The following is a 17,185-nucleotide window of genomic DNA, read 5'->3' on the forward strand; positions in this document are numbered from 1 at the left end:
ACTACGGAGACGACATGAAGGCACTGAAGATCGGCTTGCTCGCCCTGCTCGCAATCGTGGTCCTGGTGGTCGGCGTGGCGGTGTTCCTCGTCGCCACCTTCGACGCCAACCGGCACAAGGAAACCCTGGTCGAACTGGTGCGCGAGAAATCCGGGCGCGAACTGAAGATCGGCGGCGACGTGGGCCTGGCCCTGTTCCCCCGCCTGGCGGTGACCGCCGCCGGCCTGAACCTGACCGACCCGGACGGCAAGACGCCCTTCGCCGCCATCGATGAAGTGGAACTCGCCGTGCAGGTGCTGCCCCTGCTGAAGGGCGCCGTCGAGGTGGACCGGGTGCGCGTTATCCGTCCCGAACTGAACTACCGCCGGCTGGCCGACGGGCGCAGCAACATCGACGACCTGACCGGCGCCACGGCGGCCGGTGGTGCGGACAAGGGCGGCGATGGCGGGAAATCCGCCGGGGCGGGCGGGGATCTCGCCCTCGACATCCGCGGCGTGGAACTGGTCGATGCGCGGGTCAAGGTGGACGACGCCCAGGGCGGGCTCAAGGGCGAGGTCAGCGGCCTCAACCTGACCCTGGGCCGTTTTGCCCCCGCCACGCCGGCGCCGCTGGCCTTCTCCACCGCCTTCGCCTTCACCCAGCCCGCCCTGCGCGGCAAGCTGGACCTGACCACCAGCCTGTTCGTGGACGCCGGGCAGGCCGCCCTGCGCGACCTGACGCTCGACCTGGCCCTGCAGCCGGCCGCCACCGCGCCGATCCAGCTCGCCCTGAAGGGTGAAGTCGCCCATGGACTCGCCGACGGCAGCACCCACGCGCAAGTCACCGGCAAGCTGGATGACAGCAAGCTCGAAGGGCGGGTGGACGCCGTCGCCGGACAGCCGCTGAAGTTCGAGTTCAAGCTCGACCGCCTGGACGTGGACCGCTACACCGCCGGCCAGCCAGCCTCGCAACCGGTCGCCGCGGCCCCGGCCGCCAAGCCTGCGGCCGGTGCGGGCGACGCCCAGCCGGTGGACCTGTCCTTCGCCGCCATGCCGCCCCTCGAAGGCAGGCTGGAGGTCGGCGAACTGCGGGCTGCCGGTCTCAGCCTCAGTGCGCTGTCCGCCAGCCTCAAGGGCGACGGGCGCACCCTCGCCGTGGCGCCGCTGACGGCGAGCGGCTACGGCGGCACGCTGCAGGGCGAGGTGCGCATCGACAGCCAGGCGCGGCGCGTGCAGACGCGGCAGACCTACGCCGACATCCAGGTCGGCCCGCTGCTGCGCGACCTGTCCGGCAAGGACACGCTGGAGGGCCGTGGGCGCCTGCAGTTCGACCTGGACACGCGCGGGCGCACCGTGGGCGAACTCAAGCGCGCGCTGGCCGGCACTGCCGCGCTGAACCTGCGCGACGGCGCGGTGAAGGGCTACAACATCGGCCAGATCCTGCGCGACGGCCAGGCCCTGCTGGGTGGCAAGCGCGACGAGGCCCACCAGTTCCGCAGCACCGAACAGACCGACTTCAGCGCCCTGGACGCCACCTTCCGCATCGCCGGCGGCGTCGCGCGCAACGACGACCTCGCGATGCAGAGCCCGCTGCTGCGGCTGGGCGGCGCGGGTCTTGTGGATATCGGCGCCAACCGCATCGACTACACCCTGCGCGCCACCGTGGTACCCACGGCGGAGGGCCAGGGCGGCGCCGGGCTGGACAAGCTCGCCGGACTCACCGTGCCGGTGCGCATCACCGGGCCGCTGGAAGGACCGTCGCCCCAGGTGCAGTGGTCCGCGGTGGCGGGCCAGGCGGCACGCAGTGCCATCGCCGAGCGCCTGGAGAAAAAGCTCGGCGGCAGCGGCGAGAGTGGCAAGGACGGCACTGCGGCCAAGCCCGAGGATGCGCTGAAGGAAGAACTGGGGCGGCGCCTCAAGGGCCTGCTGCGCTGAATTCCCCTTGCGCGGATCGGCACGCGTGGGAGCGGGCTTGCCCGCGATAGGGCGGTTCCGGGTGCAAAGGACGCCGCATCGCGGGCAAGCCCGCTCCCACCCGCAGCCGAGCAGCATGCCGCCGTTCCGCAGGCCCCCGCCGCAGTTGTCGTACCCGCGCGGCCTCCCGGCCGCTCAGCACCAGGTAGCGCCGAAATCCGCGTCGTCGTTGGGATGGCGGAACAGTTCCGCGTTCAGGCCGTTGCGCTGCAGCAGGCGGTAGAACTCGGTGCGGTTGCGCCCGGCCAGGCGCGCGGCGTCCGTGACCTTGCCGCCGGTGAGCTTGAGCAGGCCCACCAGGTAGTCGCGCTCGAAGTGCTGTTTGGCCTCGACGTAGTTCAGCGACACCGCGCCGTGGCGCTGCAGCGCGCGCTGCACCAGGGCGCGGGTGATCAGCGGCGTGGTGCTCAGCGCGCAGGCCTGTTCCACCACGTTCTGCAACTGGCGCAGATTGCCCGGCCAGGCGGCGGTGGCCAGCAGTTCCAGCGCGTCGGGCGCGAAGGCGCGGCACTGCCGGCCGTAGCGCTGCGCGGCCTGGGCGAGGAAGTAGGCTGCGAGCAGCGGAATGTCCTCGCGCCGCTCGTCGAGCGCCGGCAGGTGCAGGCCGACCACGTTGAGGCGGTAGTACAGATCCTCGCGGAAGCGTCCTTCCACCAGGGCGCGGTCCAGGTCGCGGTGGGTGGCCGACAGGATGCGCACGTCCACCGCTTCGGAGGCCGTGGCGCCCACCGGCCTCACCGCGCGTTCCTGCAGCACGCGCAGCAGCTTGACCTGCAGCGCGAGCGGCATGTCGCCGATCTCGTCCAGGAACAGCGTGCCGCCGTGGGCATGGCGGAACAGGCCGCGCTGATCCGAGACCGCGCCGGTGAAGGCGCCGCGGCGGTGGCCGAAGAGCTCCGATTCCAGCAACTGTTCGGGAATGGCGCCGCAGTTGATCGCCACGAAGGGGCCGGCGGCGCGCGGGCTGGCGCGGTGGATGGCGCGCGCCAGCAGTTCCTTGCCGGTGCCGCTGTCGCCGCGGATCAGCACGCTGGCCTCGGTGGCCGCCACCAGGCGGGCTTCTTCGAGCAGGCGCTCCATGCGCGTGCTGCGGCTGACGATGCCGGCGCGCCAGCCGGAATCCGCCGGCGCCTGGGAGGTGCCGGTGCCGGCCCAGCGCAGGGCGTGTTCCACGTGCTGCAGCAGAATCTGGCCCTGCACCGGTTGCGGCAGATAGGCGGCAGCGCCGCGCGAAATCGCCTCCACCGCTTCGGCGATGCTGCCGGGCACGGCGAGCAGGATGACGGGCAGGGCGGGGCGCTGCGTGCGCACGCGGTCGAACAGGTCGAGGCCGGTGCCGTCGGACAGGCTGGACGCGGCGATCACCAGGTCGCACGGCTGCGCGGCGAGCAGCGCATGCGCCGCGGTCGCGCTGTCCGCCTGGCTGACGCGGTAGCCGTGCGCGCGCAACGGCGCGGCGAGGTCTCCCAAGGGCGGCAGACCGCCGTCGACCAGCAGCAGGTGTGCGGGTTGCGGGCTGTAGGGCGTGGCGGTCATCGGTGCGGGAGTGTGTGCGAAGGCGTCGGTGGGCGGCGGGGGATGCGAAGCAGTGTAGGGGGCGCATCGGGGCGGCTCGGTAAGCAAGTGCAAGGCGATGTTTCATCGCGGCACGGTGTCGGCATTTGGCGACGGCATATAGGTTGAATAATTTCAATAGCTTATGTTGAATTGTTGATGTTGATTGTCTGTCGGCGACGACGTTTTTGCTGCCTGAATGTCGTTTTGCCGCCGATGTATTTGCGCAAAACCATGAATGCAAAGGATGTTTTCCGGATGGCACGGCGCTTGCCATGGCGCGGTAGTTCGCGGCGCCGTTCCGGAGCGCCGGACGCACCATCAGGAGAGACCATGTTCAACAAACCCGCCCTGTTCCCCAAGACCCCCGAACCCCAGGGTGTGCGCAGTGCGCGCAGCACGTCTACGGCCGCTACCGGCAGCGTCCCGGTGCAGCCGCTTTCCCAATCCGCCAGCAGCGTGCACAAGGAGACGCTGGCTCAGTCCGCGGCCGAGGACCGGAAGGGCGCCGAGGCGCAACTGCCCGAGGGCGGCAACCGCCTGATCGTCGGCCCGGAGGTGAAGCTGAAGGGTGCCGAGATCCTCGACTGCGACACCCTGGTGGTGGAAGGGCGGGTCGAGGCGACCATGGACAGCCGGGTCATCCGCATCGCGGAAAACGGCGCCTTCTCCGGCACGGTGGGCATCGACGTGGCCGAAATCCACGGCCGCTTCGACGGCGAACTGACCGCGCGCAAGCAGCTCATCGTGCATGCCACCGGGCGGGTGAGCGGCAAGATCCGCTACGGCAAGATCCTCATCGAGGAGGGCGGCGAGATTTCGGGCGACGTGCAGTCGCTGTCGTCCGCGCAGGAGGGTTCGCGGACGGCGGAACGTGAACCGGCTGCGCCGCGGGTGGTAGCCGCCGCCGGCTGAGGCCGTCCCGTTCCGGATGGCGGTCTGCGGCCGCCATCCGGGGCCTGCTTCCCCTTCCTCCCGGCGCCTCCCCGCGCGCCTGCCGCAGTTCCTTCCCTTCCCGCACCGGTCTTCGCAGGCCGGCGACCGATCCCGACCGCCGCAAGGCGGTGTCGGCGTTTCGGCCGTGCCCGGACCCGTCCCGCACGGCCGTGGACGCATGTCCGATCCGGGCCTGCGGGCCGGCATGTCCGCCCGATTGTTGCAGCGCAAACAACTTTCTTGCGCGGGCAAACAAAAAATCCGCCGCGGCTTCCTACACTGCATGGTCATAAATGAGAACGATTGTCAGTATCGTTAAGCTGGCCACGGACGGCCGGCGAGCGATCGGCACCGGACGAGCACAAGGACCCCGCAGATGGAAATCGCCGCAACAGCCGCAGCGCAAGAAACGCACCGCACGGGCCGGCAGGAACGCTGGCTGGTGTTCGCCCTGGCGGGCATCCAGTTCTCCCACATCCTCGACTTCATGGTCGTGATGCCGCTCGGGCCGGTGCTCATGGAGGCGCTGGCCATCGACGCGCGGCAGTTCGCCCTGCTGGTGTCCATCTATACGCTGGCGGCCGCGGGCAGCGGGCTGGCGGCCGCCGGCTTCATCGACCTGTTCGGCCGCAAGGGCCTGCTGCTGGGCCTGTTCGCCCTGTTCTGCCTCGCCACGCTGGCTTGCGGGCTGGCGCCCGATTACTCGACCCTGCTGCTCGCCCGCGCCCTGGCCGGCGCCTTCGGCGGGGTGCTGGCGGCCATGCTGCAGACCGTGATCGGCGACGCCATCCCCTTCGAGCGGCGCGCGCGGGCCAGCGGCGCGGTGATGGCGGCCACCTCCCTGGCCGGTGTGCTGGGCGTGCCGCTCTCCCTGCTGGTGGCCGCCACCTTCGGCTGGCAGTGGCCCTTCGTGGCCATCGCGGCGGTGGCGGCGCTGTTCTGGGCGCTCGCCGCGCGCCACGTGCCGCGCCTGCCGCGCCATCCGGCGGGGCCGCGGCCCTTTGCGGGCATGGCGGCCGTGCTGCGCGAGCGCAACCACTGGGTGGCGCTGCTGTTCATGGCCCTGGGCGCGTTCTCCACCTTCACGGTGATGCCTTATCTCACCCTCCACCTCGTCCGCAACGTCGGGCTCGGCGTAGGGGACATGCCGCTGATCTACGCGCTGGGCGGCCTGGGCGGCTTCCTGGGGGCGCGCTGGATCGGCGGGCTGGCCGACCGCGCGGGCAAGGCGCGCATCTACCGCCTGGCCGGCTTGCTGTCGATCCCGGCCATCCTGCTGCAGACCCATCTGCCGGCGCTCGCCCTGGGCTGGGTGCTGCCCTGCGCCATGGTCTTTCTGACCCTGATGCCGGCGCGCGCGGTGCCGGCGATGGCGATTGCCATCTCGGCGGTGCCGCCGCCCGTGCGCGGCACCTTCCTGTCCCTCAGCGCGGCGGTCCAGCAACTGGCCTGCAGCGCCGCCGCCTACGCGGGCGGCCTGCTGATCGCCGAGGCGGCCGACGGCACCCTGAGCGGCTACGGCACGGCCGGCTGGCTGGCGGCGGCGCTGACCGGGGCCACGGTGCTGCTGGCGGGACGGATACGGATGCATGTCCGGCCGCCCGGCGCCTGAGCACGGCGCCGGGTGGATTCGATAGTCGTTGAACTGCGGAGGCAGACCCATGAATGATGTGATCAGAGGCGTGACCGACGCGCGCGCCCGGCTCCTGCTGGAGGATTACCGCGCCGAAGACCCGTTCTTCTTCGCCACGGCCGAGCACACCCTGCTGGCGCGGGGCTGCTACGCCACGGTGCCGCCGGCCGGCGATCTGGTGGAACTCAGCCAGGTGGTGGACGAGCAGTTGCAGGCCGCGCGGCGCAACGGACATCCGAACCCGATCGTGGTCGGCGCCGTCCCCTTCGACGCGCGCAGGCCGGCGTGCCTGTCGATTCCGCGCGAAGTCTCCTTCGCCGGGCCCCTGGAGCGCGGCCGTGCGGCCACATGGCGGCCGGAGCGCTACGAGGTGCGCCCGGAGCCCGAGCCCCAGGCCTATGCCGACGCGGTGGCCGAGGCGGTGCGCCGGATCAGGGCCGGCGGGCTGACCAAGGTGGTGCTGGCACGCACGCTGGCGCTCACCGGCGGCGAGGCCGTGGACGTGCCCGGCCTGCTCGAACGGCTGGCGCAGCGCAATACCCACGGCTACACCTTTGCCGCCCGCCTGGGGGGCGAGGGGGGCGAGGGCGACGACGGGGCCGCCGCCACCCTCGTCGGCGCCAGCCCGGAACTGCTGGTCAGCCGCCGCGGCCTGCTGGTGCGCTCCAATCCCCTCGCCGGCTCGGCCGCGCGCAGCGGCGACGCGGCCGAGGACGCCCGCCGCGGGCAGGCCCTGCTGGGCTCGGCCAAGGACCTGCACGAACACAAGGTGGTGGCCGACGCGGTGGCGGCGGGGCTGCGCCCCCACTGCCGCAGGCTCGCAGCGCCGGCGGCGCCGGCGCTGCTGCACACCGCCACCATGCTGCATCTCTCCAGCGACATCCGCGGCGAACTGGCCGAACCGGCCGCCAACACGCTGCGGCTCGCCGCCAGCCTGCACCCCACGCCCGCGGTATGCGGCCATCCGGGCGCCGCGGCCTTCGATCTGATCGGCCGCCTCGACGCCTTCGACCGCGGCTTCTACGCCGGCCTGGTGGGCTGGTGCGACGCTGACGGCAACGGCGAATGGGTGGTGGCGCTGCGCTGCGCCGAGGTACAGGGCAAGCGCATGCGCCTCTTTGCCGGCGCCGGCATCGTCGCCGATTCCGATCCCCACAGCGAAGTGGCCGAGACCGGCGCCAAGTTCAGGACCATGCTCAACGCCATCGGCCACGTCCCGGAAGGAGCGCTGTGATGCTCGCCCACTGCACACCCTGGCCCGCCCCCTTCGCCGCCCGCTACCGCCGCCTGGGCTACTGGCGCGGCGAGACCTTCACCGACGTGCTGGACGAGCGCGTGCGGCGCCACGGCGAGCGCCTCGCGGTGGTCAGCGAAAACCGGCGCTGGACCTACCGCGATCTGGCCATGGAGGCCGACCGCCTGGCGCGCGGCTTCCACGCCTTGGGCATCCGCCGCAACGATGCGGTGGTGGTGCAACTGCCCAACTGCGCGGAATTCCTCGCCGTGCTGTTCGCGCTCTTCCGCCTCGGCGCCCTGCCGGTGTTCGCGCTGCCGCCCCACCGCCAGTTCGAGATCGGCCATTTCTGCCGCCACGCCGAAGCGGTGGCCTACGTGGTCGCCGACCGCCACGCCGGCTTCGACTACCGCGTGCTGGCGCGCGGGGTCATGGGGCAGGCGCCGAGCCTGCGCCACGTGCTGGTGCTGGGCGAGGCGGGCGAATTCCTCGCCCTGGACCGACTGCCCCCCTGGCCGGGGGAACTGCCGCCGCCCCCCGCTGCCGACGAGGTGGCCTTCTTCCAGCTCTCCGGCGGCAGCACCGGCACGCCCAAGCTCATCCCGCGTACCCACGACGACTACCTCTACAGCATCCGCGCCAGCGCGGAAATCTGCGGCCTGGACGGGGACAGCGTCTTTTTGTGCGTGATCCCGGCCGGACACAACTTCGCCATGAGTTCGCCGGGTTCGATCGGCACCCTCTACGCCGGCGGCACCGTGGTCCTGTGCGCCGACCCCAGCCCGGACGCGGCGCTGGCCTGGATCGAGCGCGAGCGCGTCACCATCGCCGCGCTGGTGCCGCCCCTGGTGCCGGTGTGGCTGGATGCCGCCGCGCGCCTGCGGCCCGACCTCTCCAGCCTCAAAGTGCTGCAGGTGGGCGGCGCGCGCTTCGACGGCGAGACGGCCCGCCGGGTGGTGAACGAACTCGGCGTCACCCTGCAGCAGGTGTTCGGCATGGCCGAGGGCCTGGTCAACTACACCCGCCTGGACGATCCCCTGGACGTGGTGCTGCACACCCAGGGGCGGCCGATCTCGCCCGACGACGAGGTGCTCGTCGTGGACGACGACGACCGCCCGGTGGCCGAGGGCGAAACCGGCCACCTGCTCACCCGCGGCCCCTACACCATACGCGGCTACTACCGGGCCCCCGAGCACAACGCCCGCGCCTTCACCCCCGACGGCTTCTACCGCACCGGCGACCTGGTGCGGCGCACGCCGGAAGGCAACCTGGTGGTGGAAGGGCGCGCCAAGGACCAGATCAACCGCGGCGGGGAGAAGATCGCGGCGGAGGAGGTGGAGCACCAGTTGCTGGCCCATGCCGAGGTGGTGGACTGCGCCGTCGTCGCCATGCCCGACGCCTACCTGGGGGAGAAGAGCTGCGCCTTCGTCATCCGCAGGCACGAGGGCGTGCGCGCGCCGGACCTGGTGCGCTTCCTGCGCGAGCGCGGGCTGGCGACCTACAAGATCCCCGACCGCATCGAGTTCGTCGACCGCTTCCCCGAGACCGGCGTCGGCAAGATCAGCAAGAAGCAGTTGCGCCTGGACATCGAGGCGCGTCTGGCCGCCGCCTGACCCGGCACCCAACCCGACCCACGGAGCAAGACATGGCCATACCCAAGATCGCCTCCTACCCCATGCCCGCCCAGGGCTGGAACAACCGCGTGCTGTGGCAGCCGGAGGCCCGCCGCGCGGCGCTGCTGGTGCACGACATGCAGGACTACTTTCTCGACTTCTACGACCGCGAGCGCGCGCCGGTCCCGGAACTGCTCGCCAACGTCCGCCGGCTGCTCGACCTCGCCCGTGAACTGGGCATGCCGGTGATCTACACCGCCCAGTCGCCGGCCCAGACCCCGGCCGAGCGCGGGCTGCTGCAGGACATGTGGGGGCCGGGCCTGACCGCCCGGCCGCAGCGCAAGGACATTGCCGCCGAACTGGCGCCCCAGCCCCAGGACGTGGTCCTCGACAAGTGGCGCTACAGCGCCTTCCAGCGCTCCCCCCTGCTCGAACTGCTGCGCGGCCAGGGGCGCGACCAGTTGATCGTGTGCGGCATCTACGCTCACATCGGCTGCATGGCGACCGCCTGCGAAGCCTTCATGAGCGACATCCAGCCCTTCTTCGCCGCCGACGCCCTGGCCGACTTCTCCGCCCAGGAGCACGAAATGGCGCTGCGCTACGTCTCCCAGCGCTGCGGGGTGACGCTCCCCACCCAGGCCCTGGTGGACGGACTGCGTCCCCGCCTGCCGGCATCGCCCGGAGAACTCCGGCAGATCGTCGCCGACAGCCTCAAGATCGCCGCGGCGGACCCGGGCGAGGATGAAAGCCTGCTCGACTGGGGGCTGGACTCGATCCGCATCATGGCGCTGCTGGAGACCTGGCGCCGGGCCGGGCTGGACGTGGACTTCATGGCCCTGGCCGGGCAGCCCACGCTGGCGGCCTGGTGGGCGCTGCTGAACCGGCGCGAGGCGGAGGTGTGCGCATGACGGTCCGCTCCATGCTGTGGCGCGCGCTGCTGGCGACGCTGCTGGTCGCCGCGCTGCCCGTCCGGGCGCAGACCGCCACCGAGCTCGCGCCGCCGCCGGCCGAATGGGGGCCGGTGCAGTTGTCGCGCAGCCTCGGCTTCGACATCGACTCGCGCCACACCGGCCAGCGCTACCGCATCGCCCTGGGCCTGCCCCACAAGCCGGCGCCGGCCGGAGGCTATCCGGTGCTGTGGGCGCTGGACGGCATGGCGAGCTTCCCCCTCATGGAAGTGATGCGCCCGCGCCCGCCGGCGGACGGCGAGAGCACCGCCTGGCGCCGCAAGGTGGGCGACGAGCCGGCCGGGCTGATCGTCGCCGTCGGCTACGCCAGCGGCGAGCCCATCGACGTCCACGGGCGTGCGCTGGACTACACGCCGCCGGGGACCAGCGGGCCGACCGGAGACAAGTTCTCCACCCGCCACGGCGGCGCCGACGCCTTCCTGCGCTTCCTCACCGAGGAACTGCGCCCGCTGCTGGCGCGGCACTTCCCCATGGACCCGCAGCGCCACACCCTGTTCGGCTTCTCCTATGGCGGGCTGTTCGCGCTGCACGTGCTGAGCACCCGGCCGCAGCACTTCCAGCGCTACTGGGCCGCCAGCCCGTCCCTGTGGTTCGCCGGCCACCACCTCCTCGACGCCCTGCCGCAACGTCTGCCGGCGCTGGATTTCGCCGCCCATCCCGTTCTGGTGGAGATCACCGCCGGCGTAGACGAGCAATACCCGCAGAACGCCGTCTCCCCCGAACGCCTGGCCCATCTGCAGGCCCGGCGCGTGGTCGACAACGCCGAACGTTTCGCCCGGCTGCTGGACGGGGCCGGCGCCCAGGTGCGCTTCCACAAGCTCGCCGACCATGACCACCACGACATGCTGACGCACGGCGCCCGGCGGGTGATCGAATTCGCCTTTGCGCCGTAAACCCCCGCCCTTGCGCCCCGAAGGAATTTCCCCATGACCTCGACCTCCCCCCGCCTGGCCGCCACCTCGGCCCAGTACGGCATCTGGATGGGCCAGCAGATGGCGCCCCAAAGCCCGTGCTACCTCACCGCCGAGGCCATCGAACTGCGCGGCGCCCTTGACCGCGCGGCGCTGTCCGCCAGCGTGGCCGAAGTGCTGGGCCATTGCAGCACGCTGCACATGCGCTTCGAGATGAACGACGACGGGCTGTGGCAGTGGCCGCAGCCGCCCGGCGACACGCGGCCCGAGGGGCACGACTTCCGCGGCGCGGCGGACCCCGACGCGGCGGCGCGGCAGTGGATGGCGCAGTCGCTGTCGAAGCTGTGCGACCCGGCGCGCGATGCGCTCCACCGCACCGCTCTGCTGCGCCTGGCCGACGACCGCCACCTGTGGTACCTGCAGGCCCACCACATCGCGCTGGACGGCTACGGCTACGGCCTGGTGTGCCAGGCGGTGGCTGCGCGCTACAGCGCGCGCATGCGCGGCGAAGCGCCGCCGGCCCTGCCCGACTGGCGCCTGGAGCCGCTGGTGGAGGCGGAACGGGCCTACAAGGCCAACGGCGGCTTCGCGCGCGACCAGGCGTTCTGGCGCGAACATCTGCATCAGGTGCCGCCGCCCGCCGTCGTTGCGCCGCAGCAGGAGCCCGCGGACGAGATCCTGCGCCGCAGCACCCGCCTGGGGCCGGCCGAGATCGACGCCTTGCAGCAGGCCGCCCGCCGCTGCGGGCAGGACTGGGGAAGCTGGATGCTGGCGGCGATCGGCCTGTGGCTGGCGCGGCACTCGGGCCAGCGCCGGCTCACCTTCGGCCTGCCGGTGATGAACCGCCTCGGCACGCCCGCCCTCGGCGTACCCTGCATGGCGATGAACATCGTACCGATGATGGTACAGGTGGACCCCGCCCAGGACATGCAGGCCATGAGCCGCCAGATCGCCGAACGCATGCGCGCCATGCGCCCCCACCTCTACTACCGCTACGGCTGGATACGCGGCGACCTCGGCCTGCTGGAAATCCAGAAGCACCTCTTCAACCAGGCGGTGAACCTGATGCCCTTCGACCGCCACGCACCCTTCGCCGGGCTGGAAAGCGTCATCCACCCCATCACCGCCGGCCCGGTCAAGGACCTCAACGTCAGCCTGTCGGTGCTCAACGCCGAATGGCGCCTGCTGGTCGAGGCCAACCCGAACGCCTATCCGGCCGTGCGCCTGGACGAACTCCACCGCGACCTGCTCGACTGGCTGGCGAAGCTGGCGGCGCATCCCCCCGAGGCCGCGCTCGCGCCCTTGCTGGAGCTGCCGCCGCCGGCGGTGCTGGAAGGGCCGCCCCTGGACGGGCCGGCGCATCCGGTGCTCGACCGCCTGCGCGCCGCCGCCGCGCGCACGCCGGACAAGGCCGCGCTCGAATGGGCCGGGGAAAGCATGAGCTACGCCGAACTGCTGTGCCGGGTCCGCCGCCTGGCCGCGCGCCTGAAGGAGGAGGGGCTGGAAGCGGGCGAGCGGGTGGTGATCCTGCTCCCGCGCGGCCCGCAGGCCATCGTCGCCCTGCTGGCCACGCTGTGGGCCGGCGGCTGCTACGTGCCGCTCGACCCCCTCGGCCCGCCCGCCCGCCTGGCGCTGGTGCTGGACGACGCCGCGCCGCGGCGGGTGCTCAGCCTGCGCCGCTGGGCGGACAAGGCCGGGGTGCGCCCGGTGCTGTGCCTGGATGAAGGGCACGACGGCGGGGCCGGCGAGGGCATGCCGGCCCCGCCCGCCGCGGCCGCCGGGCAGCCGGCCTACCTGCTCTACACCTCCGGCTCCACCGGCCGGCCCAACGGTGTGGAGGTGGGCCACGGTGCCCTGGCCCACTTCGTCGCCAGCGCCGGGCAGCTCTACCGCATCGCCGCCGCAGACCGCGTGCTGCAATTCGCCCCGCTGCACTTCGACGCCAGCATCGAGGAAATCTTCCTGGCCCTGTGCCACGGCGCCACGCTGGTGCTGCGCGACGACGCCGTGCTCGATTCCATCGCCGCCTTCACCACCTTCGCCGAGGGTGCGCGCATCAGCGTGCTCGACCTGCCCACCGCCTACTGGCACGAACTGGCGCACGCCCTCGACGGTGAACGGGCGGCGCAACTGCGCCACGTGCGGCTGACCATCATCGGCGGCGAAGCCGCGCTGCCGGCGCGCGCGCGGCGTTGGCGCGACCTGCTGCCGGACAACGAACTGCTCAACAGCTACGGGCCCACCGAAGCCTCGGTGATCGCCACCACGGCTGCCCTCGGCGGCCCGGCGGCGGTGTGGGACGGCAGCGACGAACTGCCCATCGGCCGTCCGCGCCCCGACGTGAAGGTGCTGGTGGTGGACGACCATCTCCACCCCGTGGCCGCCGGCCGGCCCGGCGAACTGGTGCTGTGCGGCGAGGCGCTGGCGCTGGGCTATCGCGGCAACGCGGAACTCACCGCGCGCCGCTTCGTGACCCTGCCGGGGACGGGCGAGCGCGGCTACCGCACAGGCGACCGCGCCTGCCTGCGCGACGGCCAGTTGTTCTTCCTCGGCCGCCTCGACCACGAAGTCAAGATCAGCGGGCTGCGGGTGGACCCCACCGAAATCGAAAACGCGCTGCTCGCCCATCCCGACGTGCGCGAAGCCGCCGTGGTGGCGGTGCCCCATGCCCACGGCGGCTACCGGCTGGCGGCCTTCCTGGCCGGCACCGCCGCGTCCGCGTCGCTGCGCGGCGAACTGGCGCAACTGCTGCCGCACGCCGCGGTGCCCGACCACTGGCAGGCGCTGGACAGCCTGCCGCGCAACCCCAACGGCAAGATCGACCGCAAGCACCTGGCCGAAATCGCCGGCCGGCAATGCGGCACGGTGCTGCCCCAGGCCACGGCGCTGGAGCGCCGCATCATGGAAGTGTGGCAGGAAGTGCTGGGCCGGGCGCCGGAGGGCGTGGAGGCCAACTTCTTCGACCTCGGCGGCAAGTCGCTGCAAGCCATCCAGGTCTCCAACCGGCTGAGCCGGCTGCTGCAGCACGAAGTGCCCGTGTCGGCCCTGTTCCAGCACGCCACCGTGCAGGCCCTGGCCCGCGCGCTGGGCGCGCCGGCGGCCCACCGGCCGCCCGCGGAAGAAGCGGACCAGGCTTTCGGCGCGGTGCTGACCCTGCAACCGGGGCCCCCGCCGGCGCTGTTCTGCCTGCCGCCGGCCGAAGGGCTGTCGTGGTGCTACCTGGGCCTGGCGCGCCACCTGCCCGGCGTGGCGATCCACGGCCTGCAGGCCACCGGACTGGAAGCCGCGGCCATCGACCGCTTCGACGCCCTGGTGGCCTACTACGTGGCGCGCATCCGCGGGCGGCAGGCCAGCGGCCCCTACCGTTTGCTGGGCTGGTCCCTCGGCGGCGCGCTGGCGCAGGCGGTGGCGGTCGAATTGCAGCAGCAGGGGGAAGAGGTGGACCTGGTGGCGATGATGGACGGCTACCCGGCCGAGGCGTTCGCGGACTGGCGCCCGCCCGCCCTGGAGGATGCCCTGGTCGCCCTCTCCAGCGTCAACGGCGACATCGCGCCCGGCACCCCGGAGGCGCTCTACCACCGCATGCTGCAGGCCGACGGCCCCCTGGCGGCGCTGGGCCGCGCGGGGCTGGAACGCCTGGGGGGAGCCTCCCTGCGCGGCATGCAGGCGTTCCGCAACGCCCGCACCCGCCGCTACCGCGGCGACCTGCTGCTGTTCAGCGCCGGCCAGCGCGAGGACATCGCGCCGCGGCCGTCGTCCTGGCAGCCCTACCTGGACGGCCGGCTGGACTGCATCGAACTCGACTGCGACCACTTCGGCATGAGCGATCCCGCGCCCCTGCGGGCCATCGGCGAAGCGTTGGCCGAGCGCCTCGGCGTGGGCGCGGCCGAACTGGTGGAGGGCTGAGCCGATGAACGGAAAACTGGCCATCGTCAGCGGCGCGGCGCAGGGCATCGGTGCCGCCATCGTCGACGCCCTGGTGGTGCGCGGCGCACGGGTCGCCGCCCTCGACGTGCAGGGCGGGCCGCTGGAGGAGATGGCGGCGCGCCACGGCGGACGGGTACGGCCCTACGCGGTGGACCTGCGCGCCAGCCGGGAGGTGGAGCGCACGGTGGCGGCGGTCGAAAACGGGATGGGCGAGATCGGCATGCTGGCCCACAGCGCCGGCATCCTGCGCCTGGGCGGGGTGACCGCGCTGAGCGACCGGGACTGGGAGGACACCTTCGCGGTCAACGTGCACGGCGTGTTCTACCTGGCGCGGGCGGTGGCGCGGCACATGGTGCCGCGCCGGCGCGGCGCCATCGTCACCGTGGGCTCCAACGCCGCCGCCGTGCCGCGCACGGGCATGGCGGCCTATGCGGCGTCCAAGGCCGCGGTGTGCCACTTCACCAAATGCCTGGGCCTGGAACTGGCCGGCTTCGGCATCCGCTGCAACGTGGTCTCGCCGGGCTCCACCGACACCGCCATGCAGCGCCAGTTGTGGCAGTCGGAGGACGATGCGGCGCGCGTCATCGCCGGCACGCCGGCCGAGTTCAGAACCGGCATTCCCCTGGGCCGCATCGCCCGCCCGCAGGACATCGCCGAGGCGGTCCTGTTCCTGCTCGGCGACGGGGCGCGCCACATCACCATGCACGAACTGTGCGTCGATGGCGGCGCCACGCTGGGCGTCTAGACGGCCTTGGCCTATGTCGAGCGTGAGTTGATGCCGGGCGGCCTGCCGGCGGGGGTGCGCGTCTGGCTGCTGTCCTTCGTGCTCGCCGAGCAGCGGCTGGCGTTGCTGCTGCCGCTGCTCTCCGCGGCGGAGCGCGCGCGCTGCCTGCGCTACCGGTCGGGGGCGGACCGCATCCGCTTCGCCGCCGCGCGCGCGGTGCTGCGGCGGCGGCTGGGCGAGCGCCTGGGGCTGCCCGCGGCGGAGGTGGGGATCGTGATCGGCCCCTATGGCAAGCCCATGCTGCGGGGCGGCGCGGTGCCGCACTTCAACCTCTCCCATGGGGGCGCCTGGGGGCTGCTGGCGATGTCCGAAGCCGGCCCGGTGGGGGCCGACATCGAAGCGGTGGATGGCCGCCTCGGCCGCGCGGCGCTGGCCGGCTGCCTGACGCCGGCCGAGCGCCGCTATTGCGGGCGGCGCGATGCCGAGGCCCTGTTCCGCGTGTGGTGCGGCAAGGAGGCGGTGCTCAAGGCCCTGGGCACCGGCTTCGCGGCCGACCCGGCGGCGGTGGCGGCGGTGCCCGCGGCCGGGCGGCGCTACGCGGTGGCGCTGCCGCCCGGCCTGCCCGCGACCCGTGCCTGGCAACTGCCCGCGCCGGACGGGTTCGCCGCGGCCCTGGCCTTGTCAGACGCGATTCCGGCAGTGCTTGGGCGGCAGGCCGAAATGGCGGCGGAAGGCGGTTGAGAAGTTGGCCTGGTTGCTGTAGCCGGCGATCTCGGCCGCGCGCGCCACGCTGACGCCCTCGTGCTGCAGGGCATGGGCGGCGCGGCGCAGCCGGCTGCAGCGCAGATAGTCGTAGATGGACTGGCCGCACACGTCGCGGAATTCGTGCTGCAGGGTGTTGGCGTTGCAGCCCATGTACACGGCGATGGCGCGCAGGTCGAGGTGGTCGGCCTCGCCGCTGTCCAGGAAGGCCTGCAGGCGGCGCACGCGCTGGTGGCAGCCGGCGGGCAGGGTGGCCGCGCCGTGGGGCATGTCGGTCATGGTCTGGGACAGGGCCTCGACGATCAGTTCCAGCGCCCGGCTTTCCTGGTGCAGGCGCAGGATGGGGCCTTCGAGTTCGAGCGGATGGATGAGTTGCTCGGCGATGGCGGTAGCGCGCCGGGAAGGTTCCCACGGCCGGACCGAGACGTGCTCGCGGAACACGTCCGGGGAGATCCGCAGCGCGTCGAACCATGCCGGGCGCAGGGTCAGTACCACCATGCGCTGGCGGCCGCCGGCGCGGGCCTGGCGCTGCAGCGTGTCGGGGGCGTTGAGGGTCACCACCGCGCCGCGGGGGACGGCGTTGGGGGCCTGGCCGGCGTCGAGCGGCAGCACCTGCCGGCCCACCATGACCTGCGCATTGCCTTCGAGGCGGAGCATGACCTTGATGCTGCGCTCCTCGATGGCGTACTGGGTGGTCATGTCCTGCAACTGGACCACGTCGGTGCAGTGCAGCGACATGCCGTCCCGCAGCGGCGTGAGCGAAAAGCTGCCCTGCATCAATGGCGTCGCCTGGCCGGCGTTGGGGCACAGCAACTGGTGGCCGCGGCCCACCTGGGCGCCCAGCCGGTCGCCGTCGATGGAGCTGGGCGGCTTGCCTGCGGCGAATCCGCGGGTGGGGAAGGTCTTCTTGCGGCGGGCGGTACGCGCCGCGGCGGGAGGGGGGCTCGCAAACATCTTTCTTGCTCCGGCAA

12 protein-coding genes are annotated in these 17,185 nt (G+C 72.5%); 10 read left to right on the forward strand and 2 right to left on the reverse strand.

What is annotated here, in order from left to right; all coding sequences use genetic code 11:
• Nucleotides 1-14: 14 nt before the first annotated feature.
• A complete protein-coding gene (locus tag E6O51_RS20535; RefSeq protein ID WP_136386897.1) occupies nucleotides 15-1,913 on the forward strand; it encodes an AsmA family protein in 1,899 nt (632 codons plus the stop codon).
• A 174-nt stretch (nucleotides 1,914-2,087) separates the two neighbouring features.
• Here E6O51_RS20535 and E6O51_RS20540 read toward each other — a convergent pair whose 3' ends face one another.
• Nucleotides 2,088-3,488, reverse strand: coding sequence for a sigma 54-interacting transcriptional regulator (locus E6O51_RS20540; protein ID WP_136386898.1), 1,401 nt, complete (start codon nucleotides 3,486-3,488; stop codon nucleotides 2,088-2,090).
• 351 nt (nucleotides 3,489-3,839) lie between these two features.
• Between E6O51_RS20540 and E6O51_RS20545 the strand changes: the two genes are divergently transcribed.
• The 9 genes from E6O51_RS20545 to E6O51_RS20585 all read left to right on the forward strand — a co-directional run bounded on the left by E6O51_RS20545 (nucleotide 3,840) and on the right by E6O51_RS20585 (nucleotide 16,193).
• Nucleotides 3,840-4,421, forward strand: a complete 582-nt coding sequence (locus E6O51_RS20545; protein WP_136386899.1) for a bactofilin family protein — start codon at nucleotides 3,840-3,842, stop codon at nucleotides 4,419-4,421.
• A 397-nt stretch (nucleotides 4,422-4,818) separates the two neighbouring features.
• Entirely contained in the window at nucleotides 4,819-6,054 is a 1,236-nt protein-coding gene (locus E6O51_RS20550; protein WP_136386900.1) for an MFS transporter, read from the forward strand.
• A gap of 49 nt (nucleotides 6,055-6,103) precedes the next feature.
• Nucleotides 6,104-7,309 carry an isochorismate synthase gene (locus E6O51_RS20555; protein WP_136386901.1) on the forward strand — a complete coding sequence of 402 codons (1,206 nt, stop codon included), beginning with the start codon at nucleotides 6,104-6,106 and terminating at the stop codon, nucleotides 7,307-7,309.
• On the forward strand, nucleotides 7,309-8,922 hold the full coding sequence (locus tag E6O51_RS20560; RefSeq protein WP_136386902.1) for a (2,3-dihydroxybenzoyl)adenylate synthase: 1,614 nt from the start codon (nucleotides 7,309-7,311) through the stop codon (nucleotides 8,920-8,922). The genes E6O51_RS20555 and E6O51_RS20560 overlap by 1 nt, the downstream gene beginning before the upstream one ends.
• 32 nt (nucleotides 8,923-8,954) lie before the next feature.
• Nucleotides 8,955-9,830 (forward strand): isochorismatase family protein, encoded by an 876-nt coding sequence (locus E6O51_RS20565; RefSeq protein WP_136386903.1) that lies wholly within the window; start codon nucleotides 8,955-8,957, stop codon nucleotides 9,828-9,830.
• Nucleotides 9,827-10,783 carry an alpha/beta hydrolase gene (locus E6O51_RS20570; RefSeq protein WP_136386904.1) on the forward strand — a complete coding sequence of 319 codons (957 nt, stop codon included), beginning with the start codon at nucleotides 9,827-9,829 and terminating at the stop codon, nucleotides 10,781-10,783. Before E6O51_RS20565 ends, E6O51_RS20570 begins: the two co-directional genes overlap by 4 nt.
• Before the next feature lie 33 nt (nucleotides 10,784-10,816).
• On the forward strand, nucleotides 10,817-14,707 hold the full coding sequence (locus E6O51_RS20575) for a non-ribosomal peptide synthetase (RefSeq protein ID WP_136386905.1): 3,891 nt from the start codon (nucleotides 10,817-10,819) through the stop codon (nucleotides 14,705-14,707).
• A gap of 4 nt (nucleotides 14,708-14,711) precedes the next feature.
• Nucleotides 14,712-15,473 carry a 2,3-dihydro-2,3-dihydroxybenzoate dehydrogenase gene (locus E6O51_RS20580; RefSeq protein WP_136386906.1) on the forward strand — a complete coding sequence of 254 codons (762 nt, stop codon included), beginning with the start codon at nucleotides 14,712-14,714 and terminating at the stop codon, nucleotides 15,471-15,473.
• A gap of 30 nt (nucleotides 15,474-15,503) precedes the next feature.
• Nucleotides 15,504-16,193 carry a 4'-phosphopantetheinyl transferase family protein gene (locus E6O51_RS20585; protein ID WP_168735355.1) on the forward strand — a complete coding sequence of 230 codons (690 nt, stop codon included), beginning with the start codon at nucleotides 15,504-15,506 and terminating at the stop codon, nucleotides 16,191-16,193.
• Here E6O51_RS20585 and E6O51_RS20590 read toward each other — a convergent pair.
• On the reverse strand, nucleotides 16,134-17,168 hold the full coding sequence (locus tag E6O51_RS20590; protein WP_136386908.1) for a helix-turn-helix domain-containing protein: 1,035 nt from the start codon (nucleotides 17,166-17,168) through the stop codon (nucleotides 16,134-16,136). The genes E6O51_RS20585 and E6O51_RS20590 overlap by 60 nt on opposite strands.
• Between the last annotated feature and the right edge of the window lie 17 nt (nucleotides 17,169-17,185).

It is taken from the genome of Pseudothauera rhizosphaerae (assembly GCF_004801305.1).
Lineage (GTDB): Bacteria > Pseudomonadota > Gammaproteobacteria > Burkholderiales > Rhodocyclaceae > Pseudothauera > Pseudothauera rhizosphaerae.